The sequence below is a fragment of the Psychrobacter sp. YGAH215 genome (assembly GCF_007280595.1).
GTDB lineage: Bacteria > Pseudomonadota > Gammaproteobacteria > Pseudomonadales > Moraxellaceae > Psychrobacter > Psychrobacter faecalis.
The window spans coordinates 1-26697 of record NZ_VKLR01000030.1; the positions used below are offsets into that span (position 1 = coordinate 1).

Annotated in this window: 20 protein-coding genes and 3 tRNA genes; 16 read left to right on the forward strand and 7 right to left on the reverse strand. The window is 43.9% G+C overall.

Annotated features, from left to right (window positions below; all coding sequences use genetic code 11):
• The first annotated feature begins 191 nt into the window (after positions 1-191).
• Together gloA and FOR85_RS11230 are read left to right on the forward strand one after the other, a co-directional pair.
• Positions 192-761, forward strand: coding sequence for a lactoylglutathione lyase (gloA, locus tag FOR85_RS11225; protein WP_144297974.1), 570 nt, complete (start codon positions 192-194; stop codon positions 759-761).
• 77 nt (positions 762-838) lie between these two features.
• A complete protein-coding gene (locus FOR85_RS11230) occupies positions 839-1810 on the forward strand; it encodes a mechanosensitive ion channel family protein (RefSeq protein WP_144297975.1) in 972 nt (323 codons plus the stop codon).
• Positions 1811-1936: 126 nt separating this feature from the next.
• Here the strand turns inward: FOR85_RS11230 and FOR85_RS11235 are convergent, their stop codons facing one another.
• The 3 genes from FOR85_RS11235 to ribA all read right to left on the reverse strand — a co-directional run bounded on the left by FOR85_RS11235 (position 1937) and on the right by ribA (position 4610).
• The gene (locus FOR85_RS11235) at positions 1937-2407 is read right to left on the reverse strand and encodes a cytochrome c (RefSeq protein ID WP_144297976.1); all 471 of its coding nucleotides are present in this window, start codon (positions 2405-2407) and stop codon (positions 1937-1939) included.
• Between the two features lie 493 nt (positions 2408-2900).
• Positions 2901-3908, reverse strand: a complete 1008-nt coding sequence (hemF, locus tag FOR85_RS11240; protein WP_144297977.1) for an oxygen-dependent coproporphyrinogen oxidase — start codon at positions 3906-3908, stop codon at positions 2901-2903.
• Positions 3909-3926: 18 nt separating this feature from the next.
• On the reverse strand, positions 3927-4610 hold the full coding sequence (gene ribA, locus FOR85_RS11245; protein ID WP_144297978.1) for a GTP cyclohydrolase II: 684 nt from the start codon (positions 4608-4610) through the stop codon (positions 3927-3929).
• Positions 4611-5151: 541 nt separating this feature from the next.
• On the opposite strand from ribA, the gene dxs reads away from it, so the two are divergent.
• Positions 5152-7200: a 1-deoxy-D-xylulose-5-phosphate synthase gene (dxs, locus tag FOR85_RS11250; protein WP_144297979.1), complete on the forward strand. Its 2049-nt coding sequence runs from the start codon at positions 5152-5154 to the stop codon at positions 7198-7200.
• A gap of 264 nt (positions 7201-7464) precedes the next feature.
• Positions 7465-8292 (forward strand): inositol monophosphatase family protein, encoded by an 828-nt coding sequence (locus FOR85_RS11255; RefSeq protein WP_068406329.1) that lies wholly within the window; start codon positions 7465-7467, stop codon positions 8290-8292.
• Positions 8293-8342: 50 nt separating this feature from the next.
• Here the strand turns inward: FOR85_RS11255 and FOR85_RS11260 are convergent, their stop codons facing one another.
• Together FOR85_RS11260 and FOR85_RS11265 are read right to left on the reverse strand one after the other, a co-directional pair.
• Positions 8343-9782: a wax ester/triacylglycerol synthase family O-acyltransferase gene (locus FOR85_RS11260; protein ID WP_144297980.1), complete on the reverse strand. Its 1440-nt coding sequence runs from the start codon at positions 9780-9782 to the stop codon at positions 8343-8345.
• Between the two features lie 259 nt (positions 9783-10041).
• The gene (locus tag FOR85_RS11265) at positions 10042-10881 is read right to left on the reverse strand and encodes a thiazole synthase (protein ID WP_144297981.1); all 840 of its coding nucleotides are present in this window, start codon (positions 10879-10881) and stop codon (positions 10042-10044) included.
• A gap of 382 nt (positions 10882-11263) precedes the next feature.
• On the opposite strand from FOR85_RS11265, the gene gspE reads away from it, so the two are divergent.
• Entirely contained in the window at positions 11264-12820 is a 1557-nt protein-coding gene (gene gspE, locus FOR85_RS11270) for a type II secretion system ATPase GspE (RefSeq protein ID WP_144297982.1), read from the forward strand.
• Between the two features lie 123 nt (positions 12821-12943).
• Here the strand turns inward: gspE and FOR85_RS11275 are convergent, their stop codons facing one another.
• Entirely contained in the window at positions 12944-13438 is a 495-nt protein-coding gene (locus FOR85_RS11275) for a RidA family protein (protein WP_144297983.1), read from the reverse strand.
• Between the two features lie 74 nt (positions 13439-13512).
• Positions 13513-14268 (reverse strand): DUF4442 domain-containing protein, encoded by a 756-nt coding sequence (locus tag FOR85_RS11280; RefSeq protein ID WP_144297984.1) that lies wholly within the window; start codon positions 14266-14268, stop codon positions 13513-13515.
• Between the two features lie 338 nt (positions 14269-14606).
• On the opposite strand from FOR85_RS11280, the gene FOR85_RS11285 reads away from it, so the two are divergent.
• From FOR85_RS11285 to FOR85_RS11335, 11 genes are all read left to right on the forward strand, one after another.
• Positions 14607-16049, forward strand: coding sequence for an McrB family protein (locus FOR85_RS11285; RefSeq protein WP_223808617.1), 1443 nt, complete (start codon positions 14607-14609; stop codon positions 16047-16049).
• Positions 16050-16064: 15 nt separating this feature from the next.
• Entirely contained in the window at positions 16065-17669 is a 1605-nt protein-coding gene (locus FOR85_RS11290; RefSeq protein ID WP_223808618.1) for an McrC family protein, read from the forward strand.
• A 242-nt stretch (positions 17670-17911) separates the two neighbouring features.
• Positions 17912-17988: transfer RNA gene (locus tag FOR85_RS11295), tRNA-Pro, on the forward strand.
• A gap of 109 nt (positions 17989-18097) precedes the next feature.
• Positions 18098-18174, forward strand: a tRNA-Arg gene (locus FOR85_RS11300).
• Positions 18175-18213: 39 nt separating this feature from the next.
• Positions 18214-18289 (forward strand) — tRNA-His (locus FOR85_RS11305).
• Between the two features lie 465 nt (positions 18290-18754).
• A complete protein-coding gene (locus tag FOR85_RS11310) occupies positions 18755-19690 on the forward strand; it encodes an AraC family transcriptional regulator (RefSeq protein ID WP_144297986.1) in 936 nt (311 codons plus the stop codon).
• A 355-nt stretch (positions 19691-20045) separates the two neighbouring features.
• Positions 20046-21101 (forward strand): hypothetical protein, encoded by a 1056-nt coding sequence (locus FOR85_RS11315; RefSeq protein ID WP_144297987.1) that lies wholly within the window; start codon positions 20046-20048, stop codon positions 21099-21101.
• A 79-nt stretch (positions 21102-21180) separates the two neighbouring features.
• The gene (gspF, locus tag FOR85_RS11320) at positions 21181-22383 is read left to right on the forward strand and encodes a type II secretion system inner membrane protein GspF (RefSeq protein ID WP_144297988.1); all 1203 of its coding nucleotides are present in this window, start codon (positions 21181-21183) and stop codon (positions 22381-22383) included.
• 483 nt (positions 22384-22866) lie between these two features.
• Complete coding sequence (gene gspG / locus FOR85_RS11325) at positions 22867-23328, forward strand: type II secretion system major pseudopilin GspG (protein ID WP_190295551.1); 462 nt, start codon at positions 22867-22869, stop codon at positions 23326-23328.
• Between the two features lie 275 nt (positions 23329-23603).
• A complete protein-coding gene (locus FOR85_RS11330) occupies positions 23604-24164 on the forward strand; it encodes a protein-disulfide reductase DsbD domain-containing protein (protein WP_144297990.1) in 561 nt (186 codons plus the stop codon).
• Positions 24165-24256: 92 nt separating this feature from the next.
• Entirely contained in the window at positions 24257-26422 is a 2166-nt protein-coding gene (locus FOR85_RS11335) for a protein-disulfide reductase DsbD domain-containing protein (protein ID WP_144297991.1), read from the forward strand.
• The last annotated feature ends 275 nt before the right edge of the window (positions 26423-26697 follow it).

Genomic DNA, 26697 nt, shown 5'->3' on the forward strand with positions numbered 1-26697 from the left:
AGCAGAGTTATGAAAATACAGTCGCTCTTGCTTGTGCTTATATCTGGCTCAAATTATGAATGTTCAACACGCCCTAAATTTCTTATCATTTAACGACTAAAATAGTGGCGACGAATGAATTATGAAGGTATCCGCTATTAACGTTAACGATTGATAAGAGATAATTAAAAACACTTAGATATGAGAAAATTATGACGGATTTAACAAATTTAGATGCTAATAAAGACAGTATGGCTCAGCCTGAAAGCAGCGTAAAAGCAGAAGGCGTGCAGCCAATTTCAGCGCAGACCGCAGGTTATACCTTTAACCACACCATGTTACGTGTCAAAGACCCTGCTAAATCATTGGCTTTTTATACGGGTATTTTAGGCATGACGTTACTGGCGGTAAAAAAATTCCCTGCGATGGGTTTTGATTTATATTTTTTAGCCAAGCTCACTGAGAGCGAGCGGGAAAAATTGCCAGCGGGCGACGATTTAGAGATTTTCGCCTTCCGTCAGCGCGGTATTTTAGAGCTGACTCATAACTACGGTACCGAAACCCAAGCGGACTTTAGTTACCATGATGGCAATGGTGAACCACAAGGCTTTGGTCATATCTGCTTTAGTGTGCCAAGTCTTGACGAAGCGGTTGCTTGGTTTGATCAAAACAACGTCGAGTTTAAAAAACGTCCAGAAGACGGTAGCATGAAAAATATCGCCTTTATCAAAGATGTTGACGGCTACTGGATTGAAATCGTCCAAGCTGATTTGATATCATAACTGGCAAAACAGCAGTGAGATGTTCATTTATCTATCCCCTTAAACACGCGCTAAAACAGCAATAGGAGCCACCCTTTATGCCCACCCCCGACGTGAGTCGCCTATCGAACACGCTAACCGATGGTGTGACCGTCTATCAACAAGTGGTCTATACCACGCAAGACTTGGCAAGTGGCTTTATTGAGCGCATTCCATATTTTGTAGCGGCGCTCATTGTGTTGGGGATTTTTTGGCTGTTGTCGATTATTTTCAAAAAAGCCGTGCATAAAACCTTAGGCGCGCGCGTGCGTCATCAAAACTTGGTGAAGGTGTTTCAGCGCATAGGTGGGGCGCTTATTCTGTTTATTGGCTTTATGATCGCCATGGTTGTCGCTATTCCAGGATTTACACCAGCCAAATTAATCGGCGCGCTCGGTATTGGTTCGGTGGCGATTGGCTTTGCTTTTAAAGATATCTTTCAAAACCTGCTCTCCGGTATTTTGCTACTGATTTCAGAGCCGTTTCGTATCGGCGATCAAATCGTCTCAGGGGACTACGAAGGAACGGTAGAAGATATCAAAATCCGTGCAACGACCATCAAGACTTATGATGGTAGGCAAGTGGTTATTCCAAACTCAGAGCTATATACCTCGGCATTGACGGTCAATACCGCCTACAAACAGCGCCGCTTACAAGTGGCGGTGGGCATTGGTTATGAAGACGATATCGAAACAGCAAAGGCTGAGATTCTACAAGCTTTGGATAAAGTTGAAAGCGTATCGAGAAAAGCGACGCCAAGCGTAATTGCGACAGGGTTTGGCGGCTCTTCTATGGATCTGACAGTACGTTGGTTTATTGATAACGGCACTCAGGCTAATAAAGTCGCTTCTATTCATCAAGTCATCGTAGAAGTCAAAAAAGCGCTGGATGCAGCCGGTATCAATATTCCTTTCCCAATACGTACGATAGATCTAAGCGATCCTTCAGTGAAGTCTATTGTTCAGCAGATAAATAAGCAGCAAGATGACAATGTTAATGATGATAATGCCAAAAAAGCAGAGACAGAGTAATTTGCTTAGAGCGTTATTTCAAAGAGCTGTCTTCACGTGATGTTTTTTGAGCAATAAAAAACCGCCATATTCAATGATATGGCGGTTTTTTTGTCTTTCTACAAGCTACTAGGCCAGTACAAAAAGTTAGTCATTCTTTGCTCTAAATTCGGTATGGCACGATTTACAGCTTGCACCCACTTCACCAAAGGCAGGCTGGACGTCTTCGACACTAGTAGCCGACTGTGCAGCAGCATTTAGCTCAGCCGTCACTTTTTGAAAATTGTCCGCTTCAGCACTGAAACCATCAGCATTTGACCATACGGCTTCAGTCGCGTTGCCCATGGCTTCTTGGTTTTCGAAGTGACTCCAAGGGTTTGCCGCATCTTCTGCCAAGAATGATGCCTGCTCTTTGAAAACCGCCGCATCAAAGGTATCAGGGGCTTTGACCATATCACCCATGACGCCCATCGCATCGCCCCAGCTTTTCATGCTGTCTTGGCGCGCTTTGACGTCAGGGTCAACTGACGTACTACAAGCCGTTAGACCTAAGGCGGCTGCTATCAACGTTACGCCGACGATAGACTTGAATGATTTATTATTGGAAACCTGTGCCATCTGTATTGCTCCTTTATACGTGGCTAATAAAAAGGTGCCGAAGCACTTGCATGCTCGCCACCTGTTATATTGCTACTATGAATTGAATATTATGTGGTTGTTCTAAATGTTAAAGACAGCTAAGTTCTGGTCTTTTACCATATAGCCTGTTAAACCAACATGACTTTAAATCTATAACGCTTTAAACCCATACTGCTATTAATTAAACCTCAACAGGCTAAAATAAAGTAGGATAATAAAGTACCTTTTTGTAATGTCATTTTTGTAATGGCATTTTAATCAGCTATGAATGTTCGCCAAAGCGCGTTTTATAAGCTAAAAGTCAAAATGCCCCGTTTAACAGTTTAGCTACTCTCAAATAAAAAATAGTAAATAATAAAGGTCAGCAGTAACGCTGACCTTGATAGTGTTTTTCTGAAATTTTAAGGAGAGCAAATAGGACCATTTATACAAGAAACAAAACGCTGTCTGCGGCTTATTATGCCAATGACGACTATAAAGTCAACCAATCACGCGGTTTTAGATAAAAATCGGTCAACTCAAACTCAGGCGTGCCGGGGACAGGTTCAAAGCGATAGTGCCAGCTGGCAAGCGGCGGCATACTGACTAAGATGGATTCAATGCGTCCATTACTTTGTAGCCCAAATAGGGTGCCACGGTCATAAACAAGGTTGTATTCGACGTAGCGTCCGCGGCGATAGAGCTGAAATTCACGTTGTGCTTCGGTATAAGGGATGTTTTTACGCTGCTCAAAAATTGGCAATATACCTTCAAGATAACCATTACCGACCGCTTGCATAAACTCAAAGCAAGTCTCAAAATTCCAACCGCGGCTCTCGGTATTGACGTCATCATAAAACAGGCCGCCGATACCGCGCTGCTCATCGCGATGGCGCAGATGGAAGTATTCGTCACACCATTGTTTAAAGTCAGGATAGACGCTGTCGCCAAACGGCGCGCACAGGTCATGACAAACCTGATGCCAATGTACGCAGTCAGCAAGCACCGGATAAAACGGCGTTAAATCAAAACCGCCACCAAACCACCAAATCGGCTCTTCGCCCTCGGCTTCAGCAACGAACAAACGCACGTTGGCATGGCTGGTTGGTACATTGGGGTTTTTAGGATGCACAACCAATGAAACACCCATCGCTTGCGCTTTACGGCCAGCGATATCAGGATGCCGCGCAGTTGCAGAAGCGGGCAGGTTATGCACATGAATATGGCTAAACATCACACCTGCTTTTTCAATCACTTCGCCACCTGCGAGCACGCAAGAACGGCCGCCGCCGCCCTCAGGACGTTCCCAATCGTCAGTCACAAAGGTTGCCGGCTTATCATTGCCGCTGCCGTCGCGTTCTTGCGCTTCTAACGCTTGGCAGATACGCGCTTGCAGATCCACCAAAAACTCACGCACGCGCGTGATGTCATTGTGGGCTGGCGTCACGGCAGAATTGGTCTCTGGCAAATTGTCATTATTATCTATATTTGGTACGGTCATAAAATATCTAATTATTTACTATTTATTAAGGTGTAAGGCGGTATTGAAATCTTTATCGAGCAGATGGCCCATGCGGTCGCGTTTGGTCGCGAGATACTCAGCATTCATATCGTTCACCCCAACCAATAACGGCACGCGCTCAACGACATTGATACCATGCTCGGTTAAGTAAGCCACTTTATCGGGATTATTGGTAATCAGGCGCACGCTATCGACGCCGACATGAGCAAGCATCGGCCCGCACATATCATAAACGCGCGCATCTGCTGGCAAACCCAACATAAGATTGGCATCTAACGTATCATGCCCTTGATCTTGCAAGGCATAAGCACGGATTTTATTGGTCAAGCCAATGCCGCGTCCTTCTTGACGCAAGTATAATATCGCCCCGCAGCCGGTTTCTTGTATCGCCTGCATCGCGGTATTAAGCTGGGGACCACAATCGCATTTTAATGAGCTAAAAGCGTCACCTGTCAAGCATTCCGAATGAATACGAATGAGCGGTATGGGCGCTTCTTTTAGCGCATCGCTGTCTTGATTAAATGCCGTGCCTTGCTGATTTAAAACGTCAGTTTGCTTGGTCACAGGTAAACCGACGGTAAGCATCACATGCTCTTGACCGTCTGCATTTTCAAAGATATGAATATCAAACTCGCCGTGACGAGTCGGTAGTTTGGCATTGGTGATAAATTGATATGACATTAATGTCCTGCATAAGCCGATCATCGTGACGCTAGCGGTCGGTTAAAGTTTTATAATAATAAAGGTGTGACATAAGCGCTGCTAACTAAAATAGCATACGAAAGGTGTTTGGTGGAAATACACACAAAGTTCACAGACGGCGCACGATGATTAAAGCGACAATTAAAAATAAATGCTATTATGCCATACTATTTTGACGGATACAGTGACAAGTCTTAGCCCTTGCATTACTATGTCGTCACTGTCGCCCAATATGCGCTCAATATGAAAGCAAAATTAACAGGCGCTATAATATTTTATATGAGGACATAGTCTCATTTTAAAATGTCTATAAAATTGAAAGTTCTAAATTTTGAAAGTTTGTTTTATTTTAAATCGTTATTCACAGCTATTTTAAACGCTGTATTAATAAACATATAGTCGATGACATTTGTCAGTTTATAATGTCCGCACTATTATTAACGCCACCTAGATGCTAGCTAGTGATAGCCCGTATCTAAGGTAGCATCTTGTTAGCAGATTGGTAGGTATCGTACGTTTTATGCAGCAGTCACCTCATTCCCCACAGTCTAAGTCATCATCTGCGTCAGCCATTGATTCTGCTGCATCGCTATCGCACCTGCAAAAAACCTATGCAGTTATTCCACGTGAGCGTCCGTATACGCCGCTACTTGATACGGTAGACGCTCCGATTGATTTAAAAGCGTTTAGCGAAAGTCAGCTCATTACCTTGGCGGATGAGCTACGGCTTTTTCTGCTTTATTCAGCTGGTCAAAGTGGCGGTCATTTCGGGGCCAATTTAGGCGTCATTGAGTTGACCATTGCCCTGCATTATCTGTTAGATGCGCCCCAAGATCAGATTGTTTGGGACGTCGGTCATCAGGCCTATGCCCATAAAGTGTTGACGGGTCGCCGTGAAAAGCTTGGTACTATTCGCGCAAAAGATGGTTTGACCGCTTTTCCAGAACGCGCCGAGTCGGTTTATGACACTTTTGGCGTTGGGCATTCATCGACGTCTATTTCGGCGGGTCTTGGCATGAGCCTGGCGCTACGCTATCAAGGCCGCGCGCAAACGGTTGCCTGTATTATAGGTGATGGCGCAATGACCGGCGGCATGGCGTTTGAAGCGATGAATGACGCCGTCCAACAAGATGCGGATTTGCTGGTTATTTTAAACGACAACGACATGTCGATATCTTGCTCGATTGGTGGTTTTTCACGGCATTTAGCGACATTGTGGGAGTCAGGCTATCAGGTTGATATCTCTGATGCTGGCGAGCCGATATTATGCCAACGTCCTGACATGCAAGCCTACGACCGCCGTAAACGTCATAACGAGCTGCGCGATGTGCCGCAATTAGAAGACAATCTATTTAAAGCCATTGGTTTTACTTATTTCGGTCCGTTTGATGGCCACAATATCCCTGAGCTACTGCGCGTACTATCGCTTGCCAAGCAATTAAAAGGCCCAGTGTTGGTGCATATCTATACCACCAAAGGTAAAGGGTTTGCGCCTGCTGAATTAGATCCAGTTGGCTATCATGCTATCAGTAGATTGCCTGCTGAAGATAGCGAGAAGAAAGCCCCAACCGATAGCTTAGCATCGAGTACACCGCTATTAAAATACTCGCAAGTCTTTGGTCAGTTCTTATGTGATAAAGCTGCTACTGACGAGAAATTGCTTGCCATTACCCCAGCCATGGAAGAAGGCTCGGGTATGATTGAGTTTGCCCGTCAATTTCCCAATCGTTTTTTTGATGTAGCGATTGCTGAACAACACGCGGTAACGTTAGCAGGCGGCATGGCAACCCAAGGTGTCAAGCCAATCGTCGCCATCTATTCAACCTTTTTGCAGCGTGGCTACGATCAGCTGATTCATGACGTGGCATTGCAAAACCTTGATGTGATGTTTGCTGTTGACCGCGCCGGTCTGGTCGGTGAAGATGGCGCTACCCATGCCGGTGTGTTTGATTTTGCCTTTTTACGCTGCGTACCAAATATGCTGATTGCCGCGCCAAAAGATGAAAACGAATGTTATCACTTGCTCAATACTTGCTATGAATATCAAGGCTGTACGGCTGTGCGCTATCCGCGCGGGGTTGGCGTTGGCGCGACGATTACCCAGCCCGCACAGGTTTTTTCCATTGGTAAAGCGATAGTAGAGTCAGTTTTAGGTCAAGATAACGCACCTAATAAGTTGGCATTATTAGCCTTTGGTACCATGGTGGCGACGGCTCAGCAAGCAGCAGAGAGCCTGATTAACGATAATATAAACTCAAACTGCCAAGTACATGTGGTGAATATGCGCTGGGTGAAACCATTAGATACGCACTTGCTTGAAAGCTTAATCGAGCAAGGCGTTACCCATATCGCTACTTTAGAAGAGCATACGATTATGGGCGGCGCGGGCAGTGCAATCAATGAATATTTACTTAACGAATCAATAGCCTTTAAAAATAGCCGCCCAGTAATCTGTAATATTGGTATACCTGATCGCTTTATCGCTCATGGCTCGCCAGCAGAACAAATGGCTGATTGTGGTCTGGATGTTGCAGGAGTCGTCAGCCAGCTGCAGCAATTGCTAAAATAAAATCCTATCGCTGATAAAAAATTGCTAAAATAGCGGATTGAAAAATAAAGCATTTTTGTTTAAACCTCGCCTACTTGCCGTAGGTGTGAATTATTTGACAACTTGGGCGGCACTACTGCTGGCAATCATTTATTTGGTTCGCTAGGCGGCGATGGTTTTCATGAGTTATTAATCTGATTTAATTTTAAGCGGCTTTTATTTTTTGTACATTTTATCAGTCACATCTTTTAAGTAGTATTCATTCATCAAGCAAATAGGTTATTTATGGAACCCATGGTCGTTATCGCAGCGCGTGCTGCTGAAAAAGTCGGTAAAGAGATTTTATATGCGCATCAAAACCGCCACAAAATCGAGCTAGATATCGAGTCAAAAGGGCTTGATGGTTTGGTCACGCGCATTGATCGTTTCAGTGAAGAGCTGACGATTGAGACTTTAAAAGCCAGCTATCCAAATCACTCGTTTTTGGGTGAAGAGTTTGGTATGCAAGAAGGTCGCGGCGAAGATGCGGACTGGTGCTGGATTATTGATCCGCTAGATGGTACTAAAAACTTCGTCCATGGCGTACCGCAGTTTTGTGTTTCTATCGCGGTGCAACATAAAGGCGTGACCCAGCATGGCGTCATTTATGACCCTGTGCGTGATGAGATGTTCTCTGCCAGCCGTGGTAAAGGCGCACGCTTGAACAATCGCCGTATGCAAGTGAGCGAGCGTAAAACCATCGACGGCGGCCTATTTACCACTGGTCATCCGCTTGAGCGTAAACGCAATGGCGAAGTCATCTCTTATGCCAAGCAGCACTTTGAAAGCTTACAAAAAATCTCTGAAGCGGGCGGTCAAATTCGCCGTTTAGGCTCAGCCGCGCTAGATTTATGCTATGTAGCAGCTGGTCGTTTTGACGGTTATTTTGAGATGTCTATTAAGCCGTGGGATATCGCCGCCGGTGAGCTTATCGTCACCGAAGCACGCGGCGTGGTCGTTGACCATACAGGCGCGCACAACTCAATGACCTCAGGCTCTATCTTTGCTTGTAACGTCAAATTACTAAAACCGTTAATGCAAGTGGTTGTCCCAACGTGGGGCGATATTTTGTAGTTTTAACTTATTAAAGATTTAAAACATTAATATTGAAAAAGCTGGTTCCATTATGGAGCCAGCTTTTTTGTTTTACCATTTTCTTTGTCATTACTTTTATCTGTCACCGTAATGCCTTGAAATTCAAGCTCTTTACTAGTGCGCTCTAATAGTTGCAACTCTTCTTCTATGCGGACGAGCATATCTTGTACATGCGGTAAAGCTTTACTGCAAGCGGTAATGCCAAATTCAATCTTATCCAAATAGCTGGCGAGAGTGATATTCATCGCTTGTCCATTGAATACAATCGATGCCGGATACAAAGATTGCAGACGCGCGCCGTTCCAATATAGCGGCTTTTCTGACCCAGGAACGTTGGAGATAATCAGGTTAAAGGCCTGTTTTTTCGGAAACAGCCCAGTTGCCAAATTGATACCTTCCCACGCATAAGAAATCACACTGTAATTGATAACCTGCGCTTGATTCATACGGCGAAAGCGGTGTTTGCCGTTATTCATACTGCGATGAATCAGCTCGATGCGGCTGAGTGGATCGTCTAAATGTGTGCCCAAATTGGCAAGAACAAATGACAACTGGTTGCCCGCCACGCTATTATCGGTACGTAATGACATGGGTACAAAAGCAATCAAAGGCTTACTTGGTAGCGCATCTATCGACAGGAGATAACGGCGAATAGCACCAGCACAAACGGCAAGCACCACATCGTTTTTACTGATATTTAAACGCTCAGCAATATCATTAAAGCGCTGTATCTCATAGGACTGCGCGGCGATGCGCCGCGAGGCTGAAATGCGTTTATTAAGCACACTCATCGGCGCGGCAAAGGTACTGACATAACTGTCATCACCGAAATTTTTTAAGTTATCGAGCAATTCTGTAAATACCGGTTTAATGGTTGATATTTGCTCTTTGATAATGCGCCGCGTCGAACGCTCTTGCGGCAAAATCGCATCGACTTGGTTACGATGACGTGCCATTAGTGACCAAATCGGTAGCGTCACCGGTTCGGTTGGCGATTGCGATAAGGATTTTTTGACCAAGCGCATGGCAGCGATGCCATCAACGAGCGAATGATGGATTTTAAAATATAAGGCAAAACGTTCAGGCGCGCCTTCGCTTTCTGGCTCAATTCCTTCAATAACATGACATTCCCATAGCGGCATTGCCCGATCTAACAGGCGACCATGCTCTCTTGATACGTACATCAAAAGCTCGCGTACACGCGCGGGCTGTGGTAGCGCTACATGGTGCAAGTGATGCTCAACATCAAAGTGTTTGTCTTTTTTCCAAAATATCAAATGCTCAAGCACTTGGTTAAAAGGAAAGGTCGGCGGCACATCAGAGTGTTGCATTTGTTTGACCAATTGACAAACAAAACTGCTGTCCGCATTTTCTGGCAATTCGAATAAAAATAGACCGCCAACATGCATGGGTTGTTTGCGCGACTCAAGAAGTAAGAACAACTGGTCGACTGCTGTGAGAAGTCGCATAATAAATCCTTTTATGACGATGAATGAAAAATGGCAATAAAATAAATAGGTATTCAGTTAAACAAAGGTAAAGCGTAACAAGTATAAAGCATTTAGCAAAAACGATTAAAAACCTAAAAGTAGTCACAAAAATATCTTAATATAAAAAGCATGGCGCACGGGATTTTTATTATTTCATTATGTGTTAAGCCATGCTTTTAAAGATTTAAGCTAGAAAATTCGCCCTGCAGGATTCAACTTGAAAAATCTAAGCTAAAAACTACTGAAAAAAGTAGCCGGTCTGCGGCGAACTGGCAGCGGCCATTTTGCGCATCGGCATACGACCTGCTAAGAACGCCTGACGCCCTGCCCATATAGCATGTTTCATGGCCTGCGCCATCAACACGGGATTTTGTGCATTGGCAATCGCTGAGTTCATCAGCACGCCATCACAACCAAGCTCCATCGCAATCGCGGCATCAGAAGCGGTACCGACGCCAGCATCAACCAATACGGGTACATTAGCGTTTTCGATAATAAGGCTAAGCGTATGGCGATTGAGCAAACCTAAACCTGAGCCAATTAAGCTACCAAGCGGCATAATTGCCACACAGCCCATGCTCTCTAATTCTTGAGCGACGATGGGGTCGTCAGAGGTATAAACCATGACTTCAAAACCATCATCGATTAGCACCTTGGCGGCTTTTAGAGTTTCCATCACGTTTGGATAAAGGGTTTTTTCATCGCCTAATACTTCTAGCTTCACCAGATTATGCCCGCCTAATAGCTCGCGAGCAAGCTTACACGTCCGAATCGCGGTTTCGGCATCAAAACAGCCTGCGGTATTGGGTAAGATGGTATATTTATCCGGTGAAATCACATCTAATAAATTTGGCTCATTGCTATTTTGACCAATATTGGTACGGCGAATAGCAACGGTGACAATCTCAGCTTCTGACGCGCCAATCGCCGCACCCGTCTCAGCCATGTCTTTATATTTACCAGTACCGACCAACAATCGAGAAGAGAATGTACGACTACCAACCGTAAAGGTATCATTCGATAAGGCATTTTGTGAAAATGATTGAACATTGGCAGGAGTATTTGCGGCTTGTGACATAAGGATAATCCTAATAGCGGGCTGACAAAAGTGACTAACGAGGTTATTAAGTTTGTTACTGTGTTCAATGAGAGTTTTTATTAAATAGTAGTAGAGGCAAAACGTAAATAGGCGTTATGTGGCCAAAGGCTTGCGATGTTAAATGCTAATAATATAACTGCTTTAAAAGCAAAGTCATAAATCCAAGCAAAGCCTTGCTACTTGCCTAAAACAAAATGTTATTATAACAAACTCATACGCGCTTACTGACAATCTTTACCCAGTTTAACGATTGTGGTGTTTTTTGGCATGTATTATTGTGTTTTCAAAGCCATTTTCAAAGTTGTTTTATAAGCTGTTTTTTAAGTTCTTTTTTAAATTAACCACTCACTAGGTCGTCTTTATGCTGCAGCTGCCGTACAGTTTTGCAAAACGCCATCAAATTTTGGCCATTCTTGCTATTGATCCGGAGTTGCCGCCGACCTTGGTGTTGACCAAAACTACGCCATTGTCCGCCATTAATGAGGCGGTGCGTTTTTTACAGCAGCAAGGCGTACGCGGTGTACCAAATTATGAAAATATCAGCATTGAAGATTTCGAAAAACGTATGAATGCCGCCTATGCCGGTAATACGGGCGAGTCGCAGCATATTGCCGCTGGGCTTGAAGACCATCCTGACCTCGATAGCCTGGCCGATAGCGTTCCTGAAACGGAAGATTTGATGGATCAGCAAGACGATGCGCCAATTATTCGTCTGATTAATGCGCTGTTGTCTGAAGCGATACGTTTAAATGCCTCAGATATTCATATTGAAACTTTTGAGAAGCGCTTAGTGGTACGCTTTCGTGTCGATGGAGAGCTAAAAGAAATTATCACGCCAAAACGCCAATTGGCGCCGTTACTGGTCTCTCGTATCAAGGTGATGGCCAAACTGGATATCGCCGAAAAGCGTGTACCACAAGACGGTCGCATCAGTTTAAGACTGGCAGGCCGTGAGGTCGATGTACGGGTATCGACGCTGCCGTCAAGCTTTGGTGAGCGCGTGGTCATGCGTTTATTAGACAAGCAAGCCGGTCGTCTCAATATGACGTATCTCGGTCTATCTGATAATGACTATAGCGAGCTTAAGCGCTTAATCCATCGTCCACATGGCATTATTTTGGTGACTGGACCGACGGGTTCGGGGAAAACCACCACACTATATTCGGCATTGACCGATTTAAATGACCAAACCCGCAATATCTTAACTGCTGAAGATCCGATTGAATTTCAGCTCGATGGTATTGGGCAAACGCAGGTTAATAATAAAGTTTATATGACCTTTGCTAAGAGTTTGCGCGCCATGTTGCGGCAAGATCCAGATGTGGTGATGGTAGGTGAGATTCGTGATTTAGAAACCGCCGAAATCGCCGTGCAAGCGTCTTTAACAGGACATTTGGTATTATCGACACTGCATACCAATACCGCCATCGGTGCGGTCACACGTTTGCAAGATATGGGCGTAGAGCCATTTTTATTATCGTCATCGCTGATTGGTGTCGTCGCTCAGCGCTTGGTACGGACGTTATGCACCCATTGTCATAGCTGGCAGGCTGCTGATAACGAGCAGGCCAAATTATTTACTGAAATTGGTATAACGTTGAATGCTAAAAATACGGCTACTGAAAAATTAAAAGAGAATATTATTAATTTGCCGAAACCAGTGGGCTGTGATAAATGTAATAATTCAGGATTTAAAGGGCGGACGGCAATTTATGAAGTGGTACCGATTGACGATACCTTGCGGCGGATGATTCATAGTAATACTGCCGAGTACGAGCTAGAAGAATATGCTCGTCAGCAAACACCATCGATACGAGCTGATGGTTTACGTAAAGTGATAGAAGGTCGAACGACGTTAGAAGAGGTGCTGCGAGTAACTAAAGAAAGCGCCCTAACTGATGCCGCTATTCTTGTTTAAAAAAACGATTGTATAAAGAAAAACGATTGTATAAAGCAAAGCGGTTATTGAGTCAAAAGTCAGCGCAATTGGCTCAATAACCGTTAATCAAAAAGTCAGTTTGGTTTATTTGTAATAGCGCTGCTATTTCGCGGCGATACATTCAACTTCAACGCTTGCGCCCGCTGCAAGCTCTGCGACACCAAAAGCTGAGCGTACAGGATAAGGCTTAGCCAATTCTGCTTTATAGATTTTATTAAAGTCATCAAAGTCATCCATATCAGTCAGCATCGCCATACATTTGACGATGTCGGACTTTTGGTAGCCGTACTTTAACAAGGTTTCATTGATATTATCGAGCGCTTGCTTGGCTTCGGCTTTGACGCCGCCTTTGACCAATTTACCGTCTTTAAAACCAATCTGTCCTGACATATATAATGTATCGCCGACACGTACCGCTTCTGAAAACGGATAGTTGCCGCCATCACCGAGAAATACTGGGCTAGATTTGGTGACGGTTGCATTATTAGTTGTTGGCGCGGCATTGGCCGTAACCGCAAAACCTAAGCCTAATGAACAGGCGCTAATCAGCACTACTTTAGATAAATGAGTCGTCAGTTTATTGATATATCTAGACATACTTGTCTCCTTGTTATTGTAATGTTTTCTAAATCCATTTTTTGGTAGCTGTTTGCTTCTTTAACAAAGTGAAATTAATTGCTTTCTAATTCTAGCGTTGTGTGCTTGTTGCTTGCTTCACTTTCGTTTTGCTCGGCTTTAGGCTGCTCACTTTCAGTTTTTTCATTGTCATTTTGCTTATTTTCTAGCGTTTTAGCAGCTTTACCTTGACGACGCGCTTCTAATTCAGATTTGGGTATCCAAGCCCACGTCATCTCAACGACGATAGGGTCACGGTCGCTATCTGACTCACGGTCATGAATCACGCATGGTATGACCATCTCACCCTTTGGCGTATTTAAAATATCCAAGCGTTGCTCGTCAGATAATGACGCCACGGCAGCAATCTGACCTTTTTTAATCGGGCGATAAAAATTTACCGAATAAGATTTAATCAATAATACGCGGTCAGACGGTAGGTTTAAACCCAAAATAAACCCAGTTGCAGTTTCCGCAAGTAAGGTGATAGCAACCGCATGAACCGAGCCAATATGGTTTTGCACCGCTTTGGTATTATTTAAGCTGACCACCACTTGATTGGGATCGACGTTTTCATAATAAATACCTGTTGTGCCCACGTACGGCACCACTTTACCAAAGGCTTTTGATAAAATGCTGGCGCGCGCGGCCGCAGGCAGAAACTTGGTGACAGATAGCAGTTTGGTAAATTGGTTGCTGATGGGTTTTAGCGTAGTGTGTGGTTGTGCAGCTGGCACTTTGGTGTTGTCAGAAACTTTGATTGGTAGTTTGCTACTTAGTTTGCTAGGGAGTTTTTTTAATAATCCTGACATACAACGTTCCTCAATTTAAAGTGGGATTTACAGTGTTTTGCTAATGCGATAAAAAATATTGAGATGATTGATAAGTTAGCGAATTCTTTTATCTTAGCAACTATTTTAGTTATGGTACATTAAGTGCCGTATCGCTACTATTATTAACATGAACTGCCGCGCTTATAAAATATGACTAACGTAACGGTATCTTAGGTATGAGAAATAATGCCATTTTTCGTTAGCTCGCTTAATTTTAACTGGCCACGTTATAATCGTCAGGGTTTAGCACAGCTAAACTATTTTGCCGTGTTTTTCTCATGTTCGACAATGCCACGCTAGATAAGGCCATGCCAAATATGTCTCTTTCCAAACCAACCAATATCATCTATACAGGCGTTGCTGGTACAGGTAAAACCTATCGCTTGCTCCAAATCGCACAGCAATATACTGACTACTTACCAAAGATAAATGACAAAGAATTATTGAGACAACTTTTGCAGCCGTTAAGCTGGCGTGACGTGGTTTGCTTAATATTTTTGGATTTTAAATCGAAAAAACAGGACTTGGTCAAGGTACCAGAAATTGTCAATCATGAGTTTTTTGTCAATAAAGCGGCGCAAAATGCGCGCGAGAAAAACTTAAGCAATACCGCTTGGTCTGTGCTGCAAATGCACACGTCTATGAGCTCACAAACGGTGAGTTATAAAAACCGCGCCAGCCAAGCCTATTTTGATAAAGATAATAGCGGTGCATGGTATTTACTGCCAGAAAGTATAGATTTGTTAAGTGATTTAGCGCAGCAATTAACGGAATTTCAGCAGGCGCAGCGCGAGAATAATAGCCAAAATAAAGAGTTCCGTCAGCAGCGCTTTAGCATGGTCAGCTTTCATCAAGCCTATGGTTATGAGGAATTTGTCGAAGGTATCCGTCCGGTGATGGCGTCATCCGATCATACAAAAAATAGCTCATCTCAAATGAGTTATGACGTGCAAGATGGTGCATTTTTGAAATTGTGCCAACGCGCTGCTAATGATCCCGAGCAGCGTTATGCGATGCTGATTGATGAAATTAATCGCGCTAACGTATCACGGGTCTTTGGCGAGCTATTAAGTTTGATTGAACCCGATAAACGCGCTGGCATGGCAAATGCGATGACGGTTAATTTGGCCTATTCAGGGCGAACCTTTAACGTCCCTGCCAACGTTGATATTTATGCCACCATGAACACCCAAGACCATTCATTAGCGCCGCTTGATATGGCATTACGGCGGCGTTTTCGCTTTATTGATTGTCCGCCGCAGTCGGAATTATTACCTGTTATTTATCTCAATCAAGACTTAAAAGCTGATAATACAGAAGCGTTTAAGTCAGAAGAAACAATAGATTTGGCGAAAATCTTAACCGGTTTAAATCATCGTATTACGCAAACCCTTGGGGCAGAGGCACAATTAGGTCATGCGTTTTTATGGTCAGTAGACAGTCTTGAGCACTTGCAAACGGCACTTATTGAACAAATCATTCCGCAATTGGCGCAAGCAGCGGGCGGGCAAGTCACTGTTTTGCAATATATCTTTCAAGATGAGCAGCAGCCGCTGAGCGCGCAGTTTATACAAGATAGCCAAGCGCTGATTGATAATGCCAATAACTTAGCCAGTCCTAATAATTCAAACTCAATGTTTGCCGACCAGCATTCATTGCTCGGCCAGTCTATGAGTAGTGGCAGTTATAAAATTAATGCCGATTTAATCAATAATACGGCTGAGTTTGCCAAGCCGTTTGTCTATCAGCGTTTATATTAACAAGGTTACTAGCTTATGATGAGTAGAGTATTACAGTCTGATGACAAAGCGATAGGCAGCGACATTAATCATAACGTTAATTGTGGCAATAGTAATAGTGCGAGTATTGCTAATAACGTCAGTGCGGCTGCACTTAATGCTAATATTATTACGGTGTTTGAGCATCAACGTTTAACAGCCCATGATTTTGTGCACGTAGCGGACTTTCATTGGCTAATGGCGCAAGAGTTTGCCGTTTTTAGCATTAAACGTCAGCAAGGACAATGGCAGCTAAAAGTCGGCCATTATATTGGTATTATTTTATTGCCAAGTGGGATGTCACTTGAGATATTGCCTAAGTTAATAGCAAAAACGTCTAGCAAACATAATCAGCAACAGCCATACGGTTTAGCTAAATCCAATGACATCAATCAAACGCGGCAATGGGTGCAGAATATGCTGGCAGATTTAACCAGCAGTCATAATAAAAATAAGCTTCCTAATACAAAAAACTTTGGCCAAGTTAGCTCTCAGCTAGCAGCGCTACCGACTAAAGCAATGCCATTATTCGACTGGCTGGTTGCGCAGTTTTTGCAGCGTTTGGTGCATTATCAACCGACGAAGCACTATCAGGTGCAAATCCATAACCAAGCAGCGCTACAAGGTCGCTTGCTGATTAAAGAACAGTTGCGCCATAACAGCATGCAGCCGCATAAGTTTGTCTGTGAAAGCAGTGTACTGAGCCAAGAGATGCTGTGTAATCGCTTGATTAAAAGCGCGCTGAATTTACTTACTCCGTTATCTCCACCATCAATGTCACTGCCCGCATTACAGCAGTGGCGACAAGTAGCAGGGTTAAGTCGTTATGAGTTGCAGCGGCTTGAATCTTTTTATCAGCAAGCAAAGCGGCAATTGGCGCTACAGCCTTTATCTCGGCAGCAATTACAAGCGGCGCAGCAGTTATTGGACTTGGCTTATTGGCTCTTGCAATCTGACGCTCATACTGGCAATGGCATTAAGCCGCAAACATTAGCCAAGCAAAACGCCGCACAACCGCGCCTATGTTTATTGATTGATATGAATCAAGCGTTCGAGCAATGGACAAGCCTGCGCATAGCGGCCCAGTTTCAGCAAATTGATTTGGCTTATAAGCCTTTGTTTCAAGCACAGCGAGTGTGGCTACATGATGTAAAAGGGCAGGCGTGTTTGTCCATTCGTCCTGATTTATTGATTTATAAAAGTGCTCATTTGCAGACTGGACCTCACATTAAAGCGCTGGGTGAGGATGACGTAAAATCAGAAACGCATACCTCTGCTCACTCACCCCAATCAGGCAATTATAGCCATGTGATTGATATTAAATGGAAGCATTTACCGCATGCAGGGGCGATTAGTGCGGGCGACGCCTATCAGTTGAGCAGTTACGCGCAGGCTTATCACGCCGAGCAGGGCTGGCTGGTTTATCCGGTACAGGACAATAGCAGACAACCAATCCTGCTCCAGCAACAAGCTTATAATGACGCAGACAATGATAAAAGCTACAAAAAGCCGTCCAATCATGCCAAATTATGGCTGATGCCCTTTAATGTGCTGACCGGAAAAGTAAACGGTGACTTGCTTCCAGATTTGAATGTAGTATAATAAGCGCTGTTGGCAATGTAGTATTAAGGTCAGTAAAAAACCAACGTTGCGACGCCGCCATTGTTATAAAAATGGCGCATTTTTGAAAGAATTTAACGATTCTTTAAAATAATCAAAAATAGGTGTTGACACAATCGGCTTTACCCCTTAATATGTGCACCTCGATAGCGAGGAACATTAACAAGTTAGCGGTATTACCAACAACAAGTTAAGTAACAAATTATCGAGATAATAGAGAATTTCGGAGTGTGGCGCAGTTTGGTAGCGCATCTGGTTTGGGACCAGAGGGTCGTAGGTTCGAATCCTATCACTCCGACCATCTATTTAAAGAGCCTTACAGGCTTTTTTTTATGTATGATGATTTAGTTTTTTATGTTAGTTATTTCTGATATGATAAACCAATCAAAATATATAAAAGTCCTCTAAGAGCGCCTGTAGCTCAGCTGGATAGAGCATCTCCCTTCTAAGGAGGTGGCCGCAGGTTCGAATCCTGCCAGGCGCACCATTTAGCCTGTCAATCTTGCCTTATCAGGCAATAGTTATGGCGGTTGTAGCTCAGTTGGTAGAGCCCCGGGTTGTGATCTCGGTTGTCGTGGGTTCGAGTCCCATCAGTCGCCCCATATTTTATTCTGTACCTCCTTCCTTATTAAATTCAAAAATATTAAAATAACGCTGCTTGCCTTTACGGGCATTTTTTCGTGCCTGTCTGTTTTATATCAATGCATACTTTTTAAGTTATGATGATATGCGAACTATTCTGCTGTTTTAATTCTTATCAGTTATAAACTTCCTAGGCATTTAATTATCTAAGCATCTGCTAGCCTTTTTTCGCTTTTTTTCTTATGATAGATAGGCTCGCGAATGTTCTATCATTTGTTAAGCCTTGTTCAATTAAGCTATCACATTAAATCATTTACTTGATATTCTTATTCAAATTTTTGCTTTGATTTTATCTAAAATAAACCGCTTATTAAATAAACATTAGAGTTTTTGCCGCATTTTTTAAAAAATTTTGCAGTCATCAGTGCTTTGTTTCTATTTTTAAATTTTGCTATTTTAATTACCAATGATTGAGGAAGTGAGCGATGGACGCACTAAGCGTGTTGCTACAAAATGTACATTTATTCGAAACGAAGTATTATCGATTGAATGTGACGGGCAATTGGTCTTATTCACTCACGAGGCAAGATACGATTTTATTTTATTTGGTGATGTCGGGTGGTTTTTGTATCGACGTCGGCAATGGCCCACGAGAAACGCGCGCGGGTGACATGATTATGATCCCAAGCGCGCATCAGCATGTGAGTTATGCGCTAAACTATCATAGTGATGAGGCGCAGCCGTTAGATGAGTTATTGACGAGCTGTAAAGATCATACGCTGGATTTAAAGGGTGATGGTGATTCTGAAGCGTCATTGATATTAATCGAGTGTAAGTATGATAAGGCAATGATTCGGCCTTTATTGTCCGTACTGCCATCGATTCTGCCGGAAGTCAATGATGAAGATGATGGCCGGTTTGAAGTGATTGATGTCGAGATTAGGCTACTGACGCTAGAGGCTGAGCACGAGCGCATGGGTAAAACCGCGGTCATCAATCATTGGGCAAGTATTATGATGATTGAATGCTTGCGGGTATATATTGAGAGTCTGCCTGAAGCCACTGAAAATTGGCTAAAAGCGATGAAGGATCCGTTTTTGACCAAAGCGCTGGTTGCAATGCATGAGATGCCAAGCGAAAATTGGACGATTAATAAGCTCGCTGAGGTAGCGGGGATGTCGCGCTCAAGCTTTGCTCAGCGCTTTAAAGAGGTCGTCGGTATACCGCCGTTGACCTATTTGATGGATTATCGCTTGCGCTTGGCCGCGCGTTATTTGCGTTTGCAGCAAAACAGTATCAGCCGTATTAGCGGTTTGGTCGGTTATGCCTCGGACTCAACCTTTAGCCAAGCGTTTAAGCGTGTTTACGGCATCTCACCTAAAGCTTATCGGCAGCAGTATCAACAGCAAACGCTCTCTTAATTAGCTGTTAACTGCTATACCTATTTAAAAAGCGCTCAGGCTATTTATCGTCCTTAGCGCTTTTTTGCTCGATGCTCACCATTAATTAAAACTCCCGCCTTTTAGCATAACTATTGCTTACCATTACCTTTATCACTGATTTCGATACCGAGTATTTCGGCGATGGACAGCTGACAATGCACTTAGGTTAAGGTACTATAGAGTCATGTTTTGCCCAAGCTTCATAGTGAGATTCTAGCGCATTTTATGGCCCTGTCTGCTGGCCGCTATCGGTAAGTAGTTGGTTTTAAACGCTGATAGACTATTCATTTAGGATAACTTGGGCAAAGTTTATTTTTGCAGCTAATGGTATTTTATGACTGAACCAACCGCTAAGCCAACCGTGACTTCAAATAGCCAGCGTACTACTGCGTCCGCTACTTCGACAGCCAACGCTGATAAAAAAGACGTGAAAAGTAAGGCAAAAAATAAACCGCGTACGGCAAAAAATAAGCAAAAAACCAATATTACGCCTGCGCTTGATAAAGCGGCGCTGCTCGCGTTATTTACCTTGCCAGATGCTGAATCAGGTGCTGAGCAAGTAAGCTTAGATTTTACTAGCAGCAGTGAGTCGAATAGCAGCGAAACCAATGTCGCCACGCAGCGGTTAGCGCTTTATCGTCGTCAGCATGAGCGTACACGTCAGCTGTATGTAGCGTCTACCGCTACTCGTCCTACGTATCTGGTGCAAACGCTAAAAACGCAGTTTGCAGAATATCAGCAATATTTACTGGCGCAGCAGCTTGATAAACGTGGTCTGATGGATACCGATGGGCTAGAGCGTTTATGGCAACAGTTGCACGTGGTCGATGATATTATCGAAGATATCGTGCGTCATATGCCGGCGCAGCAGCCCGTTGGTTGGCAGCTGACGACGCAAGATGGTCATAATCCACTGCGTTTCCCTACCGTTGGTAAACTCAAACATGACAAGCCTATTGTAGATCAAGGCAGCTTGAACAGTTATGTCCTCGGGCACTTTGGGGTTAGCAGCTTTACTTATGACCGCGCTTATTATATTGGACACGTGGTTGGTTACTTATTTAGCTGCTATTTTTGCGCCCATCTGTCTATCAGTTATGGGGTTACCGCCCTTGCTCCGCAGATCGTGAGCGACTATGAATACGCCAGTTTAGAGACGCCGCATATGGTAAGACTGCTACAAGGCTTGGATGGTTATTGCAAAAAACGTATTTATCAATTGGCCGTTATTTGCGCGCGCCTTAGCGTCTTTGCTAGCGATAAGCGTATCGAGCGCATGCTGATTGCTGAGGTCAATGATTTTGATAAAAAATTGCAGCAACAGCATTTGGATGTTTTATTATTACAAGGCTTGATGCCGGATAGCAGCGATTCTACGCCGCTTTTTTAAGACATTTATTTTTTAAAATCTATTATAAGATTTCTGTTTATCAGCATGTTAAATTGCTCACCTTAGGATATTTGCTGCTATGCCCGCTTATCATTATAAAGCGTTAGACGACCATGGCAGTGTCCAAAAAGGCTTACTTGAAGGCGATTCTGCGCGGCAAGTGCGCCAGCAGCTGCGTGATAAACAATGGACACCCGTCGAAGTCACCGCCGTCAATGACCGACAAAGCCAAAGTAAAAACCGCTATAAAAAACCATCGGCTTATGAATTGGCATTGCTGACCCGTCAATTATCAGTCTTACTGGCCGCCGGTATTCCTTTAGAGGAAACGCTGGCTGCCGTCGCCAAACAATCACCAAAAACCCATATTAAATCATTAATGCTGGCCGTGCGCTCGCATGTGCTAGAAGGTTTAAGCCTCGCACGCGCCCTGCAACAAGCCGCCAGTTTTCCGCCGCTTTATATTGCCACCATTGCGGCAGGGGAAAAGTCAGGTCACTTAGATTTAATCCTTAATCAATTGGCAGATTACACCGAAAACCGTTTTGCGCTACAAAAGAAAATCCAAGGGGCGATGGTTTATCCGATTGTATTAATGGTAATGGCAGTCGGGGTCATTATGGGGCTGATGAGCTTTGTGGTGCCCAAAATAGTCAAAGTCTTTGAGCAATCGGAGCAAGCGCTACCGCTGATTACCCAAATCGTCCTGAGCTTATCGAATATCATTACCCAGTGGTGGTGGTTGATGCTTCTGGTATTGGCAGGCGCGGCGTTTTTGTTTCATCGCTTTGCGCAAACCCAAGCAGGCAAATTAGCCATAGACAGTATGGTACTTAGACTGCCGATACTGGCGCGCTTATCAAAAGGGCTTAATGCGGCGCGTTTTGCCAGTACGCTTGCGATATTGGTGCGCTCAGGGGTGCCGCTGATTGAAGCGCTGCATATAGGCGCGGCGGTGACGACCAATTTACATATTCAAAAAACCATTATCACCGCAGCCGATAGGGTCACCGAAGGCTCAAGCTTATCAAGTCAATTAGAAAAGTCCAGCTACTTTCCGCCGATGATGGTGCAAATGATTAAAAGTGGTGAAAACTCAGGCGAGCTTGAAAATATGCTCAGCCGCGCCGCTAATATGCAAGAGGCCGAAGCAACCAACTTTATCAGCACCTTACTGTCGTTACTTGAGCCGTTAATGCTAGTACTGATGGGCGTGGTGGTGGTGATTATCGTCATGGCGGTGATGCTGCCGATAGTGAATATGAATGATTTGGCAGGTTAGTAAACGCTTAAGCTTTGTTAATTTCTCTGTAGCTGGCTCAAAATCCATTACATCTATCTTGCTAAAGCTTCCGCTAAATTTCTTAAGCCTTGCTTAGTGTTGTAGATTGTTGACAACGGTACGCTTTTACTAGAGCGCAGCCAATCATCACGCTATAGTAAGCACTCGTCAAAAGCTTCGCTTATAAACTGCTTATAAAGGGTAGCGGTCATCCAATATTTCACGGCGTGTATCCATAAAAGTCAATATTCATAACAATCCATTGCAGCGCTGGATAAAAATAAAGGCATGGTTTATAGTGATAAACGGTTGAGGGTTCATCAATCTGAAGCCAACCCATTAAAACGCTCTGAACAGCATATTCATTAGTTATATCACCTGATACCAAAAGCGATGACAAAAGCGATGACTATAATTGACACGAAGCAAGTAGATACCATACCAAAAAACGCTAGGAATAATGAGAAGTTGCAGGCAGAAAATATGAATAAAAATACGCCCGCTGCTCTGAAAGGTCGTGCGTTATTGCGTCATAGCCAGTCTGGATTTACCCTTATTGAGATTATGGTAGTGATTGTGATTTTAGCCATTCTCGCAGGCTTGGTGGTACCAAAAGTGGTTGGACAAAGTGACAAAGCGCGCGTCAAAACCACTGAAACGGCGCTGGCGACCGTATCCAATGCCCTTGATATGTACAAGGTTGATAATTCGCGTTATCCGACGACGGCGCAAGGTTTAGAAGCCCTAACCACACCGCCTGCTGACGCCAAAAACTATCCCGATGGCGGTTATATCAAAGGTGGCTATCCGACCGATGGTTGGGAAAACGAGTTGCAATATGTCGCGCCAGGTAGCGAAGGTCGTCCTTATGATTTATTTTCATTAGGGGCTGATGGGCAGCAAGGCGGCGAAGGGCAAGACGCCGATATTTATGCTCAGTTGTAAGCTGCGATTTAAAGTGATTAGATTAAAGTGATTAGCGCTGAGCAACATAGCGTTTTCTAACACTTTACTGATTAAAGCGGTGTTAAAATTTCTATATATCAACCAATAAGGCTTTATTGGTTGATATTTTTTATTACAGCATAAAATAAGTACTATGCTAGTAAGTACCATGATAAGTAGACGCCCATCATATACGTTTAGCCTTTTTAATTAAAAGTCATTACAAACAGTTGTTAAAAGTAACCTTTAAAACCCGCTATCAAAGGTAGTTATTTATGTTTATCAAAACAGCCACGCTAGTTATCAATAAACGCCTTGCTAAAAAGTCTCATCTATTGGCAGTGTCGCTTATAGGCACCTCGTTGATAACAGGTTTATCAATGGCGTCAATGAGCGTGCAGGCAGCAGGGCTTGGTGAATTGTTTGGCAATAACAATGCGGCGCAATCGAAGTTCTTGCCAGTCGATAAAGCTTTTAAAGTAGATAGTATTACCAACGCGACGTCTAAAGGTACGCAGTTATCGATTACCTTTGATATTACGCCCGGCCATTACGTTTATAAAGACAAGCTGACGCTAAGCTTTCCAAAGGGCATTAGCGCGTCGCCATTTCGCTTTAGCCAGTCGCCAATTTCTATTAATGATCCTACCTTTGGGAAAGTGCCTGTTTTTACGCAAAAAAATATAATTGCTACTACCACTCTGAGTACCAATAATGGTAAAGGCGCCAAAAATGTCCCTGTTGTCATCGGCTGGCAAGGTTGTGCTAAAGCGGGTTTATGCTATCCGCCCGAGAAAATTAAAACCACAGTGAATATTGGCACAGCTGGTAAATAAACAGCTCGTAAATAAATAATGATGTAAATAGACAAGTCCATACAGACAGTGAATTGGTCAATTCGAATATTGGAAATAATAGGTAGCCCTTCATGTCCCTTAAGAGCGCAGAAAAGTCTCCGTCATTAACGCAAAATAAATCGTCAAAAAAATCTTATCTGTTGGCGTTCGCTTTAAGCGCTGGTTCATTATTGACAGGGCTAGCAGCGACTGGGCTGACGGCCGTGCCAGTGGCATCGCAAGCGGCAGGATTGGGTGATTTATTTGGTAATAAAAGTGCTGCCCAACCGAAATTTTTGCCCGTTAACGAAGCGTTTCAAGTTAGCAGCAGCAGCAAACCGACCAATAATGGCACGCGCTTAGCCATTAACTTTGACATTACGCCTGAGCACTATGTTTATAGAGACCAAATTAAGCTAACGCTGCCTGCTGGCGTGAGCGCTGCACCTTTTACCTTTAGCCAAAAGCCAGTCTCCATTGATGATCCAACTTTTGGGCAAGTATTGGTATTTGACCAAGCCAATATGGTTGCTAGCACTATATTGAGTAGTAATGGCAAGGCGATAAATAATGCCGCTGTAACGATAGGTTGGCAAGGCTGTGCCAAAGCGGGTCTATGCTATCCACCGGAGAAAATAAAAACCACGGTCAATATCGCTGCTGCGTCACAATCGGCAGCCAATAGTTCAAGTAGTACTACTACAGTTTCTGCGAGCAATAACAGCAATGTAGAAACTGCGCAAGCCTCTACAGATGGGACAGATATCGATAGTATTGCTACAGAGCAAACTACGCCAGATGACGAGGTGATTGATTATGCATTGTTAGATGACGAAGCGTTAGATGCAGAGCTTGGTGCAATCAATACCATCTCTGGAGCCGATGAAGAAGTGGTAGGCGATAATGTCACAAGTGAAGCAGCGAACAATGACGCTGTCATAAATAATGCTGCTGCAACAAGCAATACCGTTGTTGGTGATAACACGATTGATAGCGACCCTTTTGGCTTAGCCTCGCATCCGTGGTTGGCATTGGTGTTATTATTTTTGGCAGGATTAGGCTTGGCATTGACGCCGTGCGTGTTACCGATGCTACCGATTGTCGCCAATATCGTCGCTCGCCAGCAAAACCCAACAGTTAAAAAAGGTGTCATTTTAACCACCAGTTATGCGATTGGTGTTGCTATCGCTTATGGTATTTTGGGTGCGGTCATTGCTATATTTGGTGAATCGTTAGGCATTATCGGTTGGCTACAAAACCCGATTATACTAATTGCCTTTGCCATCGTTTTTGTCTTATTAGCCCTTTATATGTTGGGCGTATTTAGCATTCGTCTGCCGAGATTTATCAGTAGTAAAATGCAGGGTCTAAGCCAAGCGGGGGATAGCAAGCTTGGTAGTACGGGCGGCAGTTTAATTGCGGGATTCTTATCAGCACTCGTGGTATCGCCTTGTGTTTCGGCACCCTTATTTGGGGCGCTGCTTGCTGTATCAACGATTGGAAGTCGATTACTTGGCTTTGCGGCTTTATTTATGCTCGGTTTTGGTTTATCAGCGCCGCTTATTTTAATCGGCGCGACCCAAGGTAAAATCATGCCAAAAGCGGGTGAGTGGATGAACTGGGTCAAGCAAGGCTTTGCTCTGCTACTTTTTGCCGTGGCATTGCTATTAATTGAGCGCGTCTTTATCTCACCTGTGATGCTGATGGTTTGGGCGTTATGGTTTATGGTCGTGGCGATATGGGCGTGGAGCTGGCTAGGCAAAGGTCGAATGTTGACCCAAGCGCTAGGCTTAATCGCTGGTATTTGGGCGACGTGTTTAATCGTCGGCGCCGCCTTGGGTAATGATGATAGTTTACATCCGCTCGCGTCATTAAGCGCCGCGCCAGTGATGCAGACGACTGCTGGTCAACCAGCCAGCAGTAATGCAACCGATAAGACGGTCACGACGCTCGCTGAATTAGATGCCATTGTCGCCGCCAACCCTAAAGTGCTGGTCGATGTCACCGCCGAATGGTGTATTGAGTGCCGGATTATGGATAAAAACTTATTTCATAATCGCCCTGCGCAAATGCAAGATTGGCAATTGGTCAGACTTGATATCACGGAGACTACGGCTGATTCAAAAGCAATCTTAGCGCGTTATAAACTATTTGGTCCGCCAGCATTGCTGTATTATCAAGACGGGCAATTGGTCAATCAGCAAGTGGGTGAAATCGGGCGCGCAGCGTTTGAGCAAACCTTAACCGCGTTAAATTAACCGTTTAAATGTAGATAAATTCCACATCATTTCTACCCATTAAAAAGCCAACGTCCTTTGATAATAGGACGTTGGCTTTTTCAATCTTACTAAATAGCTTTTTTAATATAGACGCTAAATCCTTGGTTTAACGTTATTTATTACTATTCATTTAACTACTTACCTTATTATTTACATCAGTATTTACTCGCGATAACGCTAGGGCGTGTTGAACATTCATAATTTGAGCCAGATATAAGCACAAGCAAGAGCGACTGTATTTTCATAACTCTGCT

Bases quoted from the DNA above. Each gene is read 5' to 3' on its own strand.
- gloA (WP_144297974.1), top strand. From the start codon at position 192: ATGACGGATTTAACAAATTTAGATGCTAATAAAGACAGTATGGCTCAG.
- FOR85_RS11230 (WP_144297975.1), top strand. From the start codon at position 839: ATGCCCACCCCCGACGTGAGTCGCCTATCGAACACGCTAACCGATGGT.
- FOR85_RS11235 (WP_144297976.1), bottom strand. From the start codon at position 2,407: ATGGCACAGGTTTCCAATAATAAATCATTCAAGTCTATCGTCGGCGTA.
- hemF (WP_144297977.1), bottom strand. From the start codon at position 3,908: ATGACCGTACCAAATATAGATAATAATGACAATTTGCCAGAGACCAAT.
- ribA (WP_144297978.1), bottom strand. From the start codon at position 4,610: ATGTCATATCAATTTATCACCAATGCCAAACTACCGACTCGTCACGGC.
- dxs (WP_144297979.1), top strand. From the start codon at position 5,152: ATGCAGCAGTCACCTCATTCCCCACAGTCTAAGTCATCATCTGCGTCA.
- FOR85_RS11255 (WP_068406329.1), top strand. From the start codon at position 7,465: ATGGAACCCATGGTCGTTATCGCAGCGCGTGCTGCTGAAAAAGTCGGT.
- FOR85_RS11260 (WP_144297980.1), bottom strand. From the start codon at position 9,782: ATGCGACTTCTCACAGCAGTCGACCAGTTGTTCTTACTTCTTGAGTCG.
- FOR85_RS11265 (WP_144297981.1), bottom strand. From the start codon at position 10,881: ATGTCACAAGCCGCAAATACTCCTGCCAATGTTCAATCATTTTCACAA.
- gspE (WP_144297982.1), top strand. From the start codon at position 11,264: ATGCTGCAGCTGCCGTACAGTTTTGCAAAACGCCATCAAATTTTGGCC.
- FOR85_RS11275 (WP_144297983.1), bottom strand. From the start codon at position 13,438: ATGTCTAGATATATCAATAAACTGACGACTCATTTATCTAAAGTAGTG.
- FOR85_RS11280 (WP_144297984.1), bottom strand. From the start codon at position 14,268: ATGTCAGGATTATTAAAAAAACTCCCTAGCAAACTAAGTAGCAAACTA.
- FOR85_RS11285 (WP_223808617.1), top strand. From the start codon at position 14,607: ATGTCTCTTTCCAAACCAACCAATATCATCTATACAGGCGTTGCTGGT.
- FOR85_RS11290 (WP_223808618.1), top strand. From the start codon at position 16,065: ATGATGAGTAGAGTATTACAGTCTGATGACAAAGCGATAGGCAGCGAC.
- FOR85_RS11310 (WP_144297986.1), top strand. From the start codon at position 18,755: ATGGACGCACTAAGCGTGTTGCTACAAAATGTACATTTATTCGAAACG.
- FOR85_RS11315 (WP_144297987.1), top strand. From the start codon at position 20,046: ATGACTGAACCAACCGCTAAGCCAACCGTGACTTCAAATAGCCAGCGT.
- gspF (WP_144297988.1), top strand. From the start codon at position 21,181: ATGCCCGCTTATCATTATAAAGCGTTAGACGACCATGGCAGTGTCCAA.
- gspG (WP_190295551.1), top strand. From the start codon at position 22,867: ATGAATAAAAATACGCCCGCTGCTCTGAAAGGTCGTGCGTTATTGCGT.
- FOR85_RS11330 (WP_144297990.1), top strand. From the start codon at position 23,604: ATGTTTATCAAAACAGCCACGCTAGTTATCAATAAACGCCTTGCTAAA.
- FOR85_RS11335 (WP_144297991.1), top strand. From the start codon at position 24,257: ATGTCCCTTAAGAGCGCAGAAAAGTCTCCGTCATTAACGCAAAATAAA.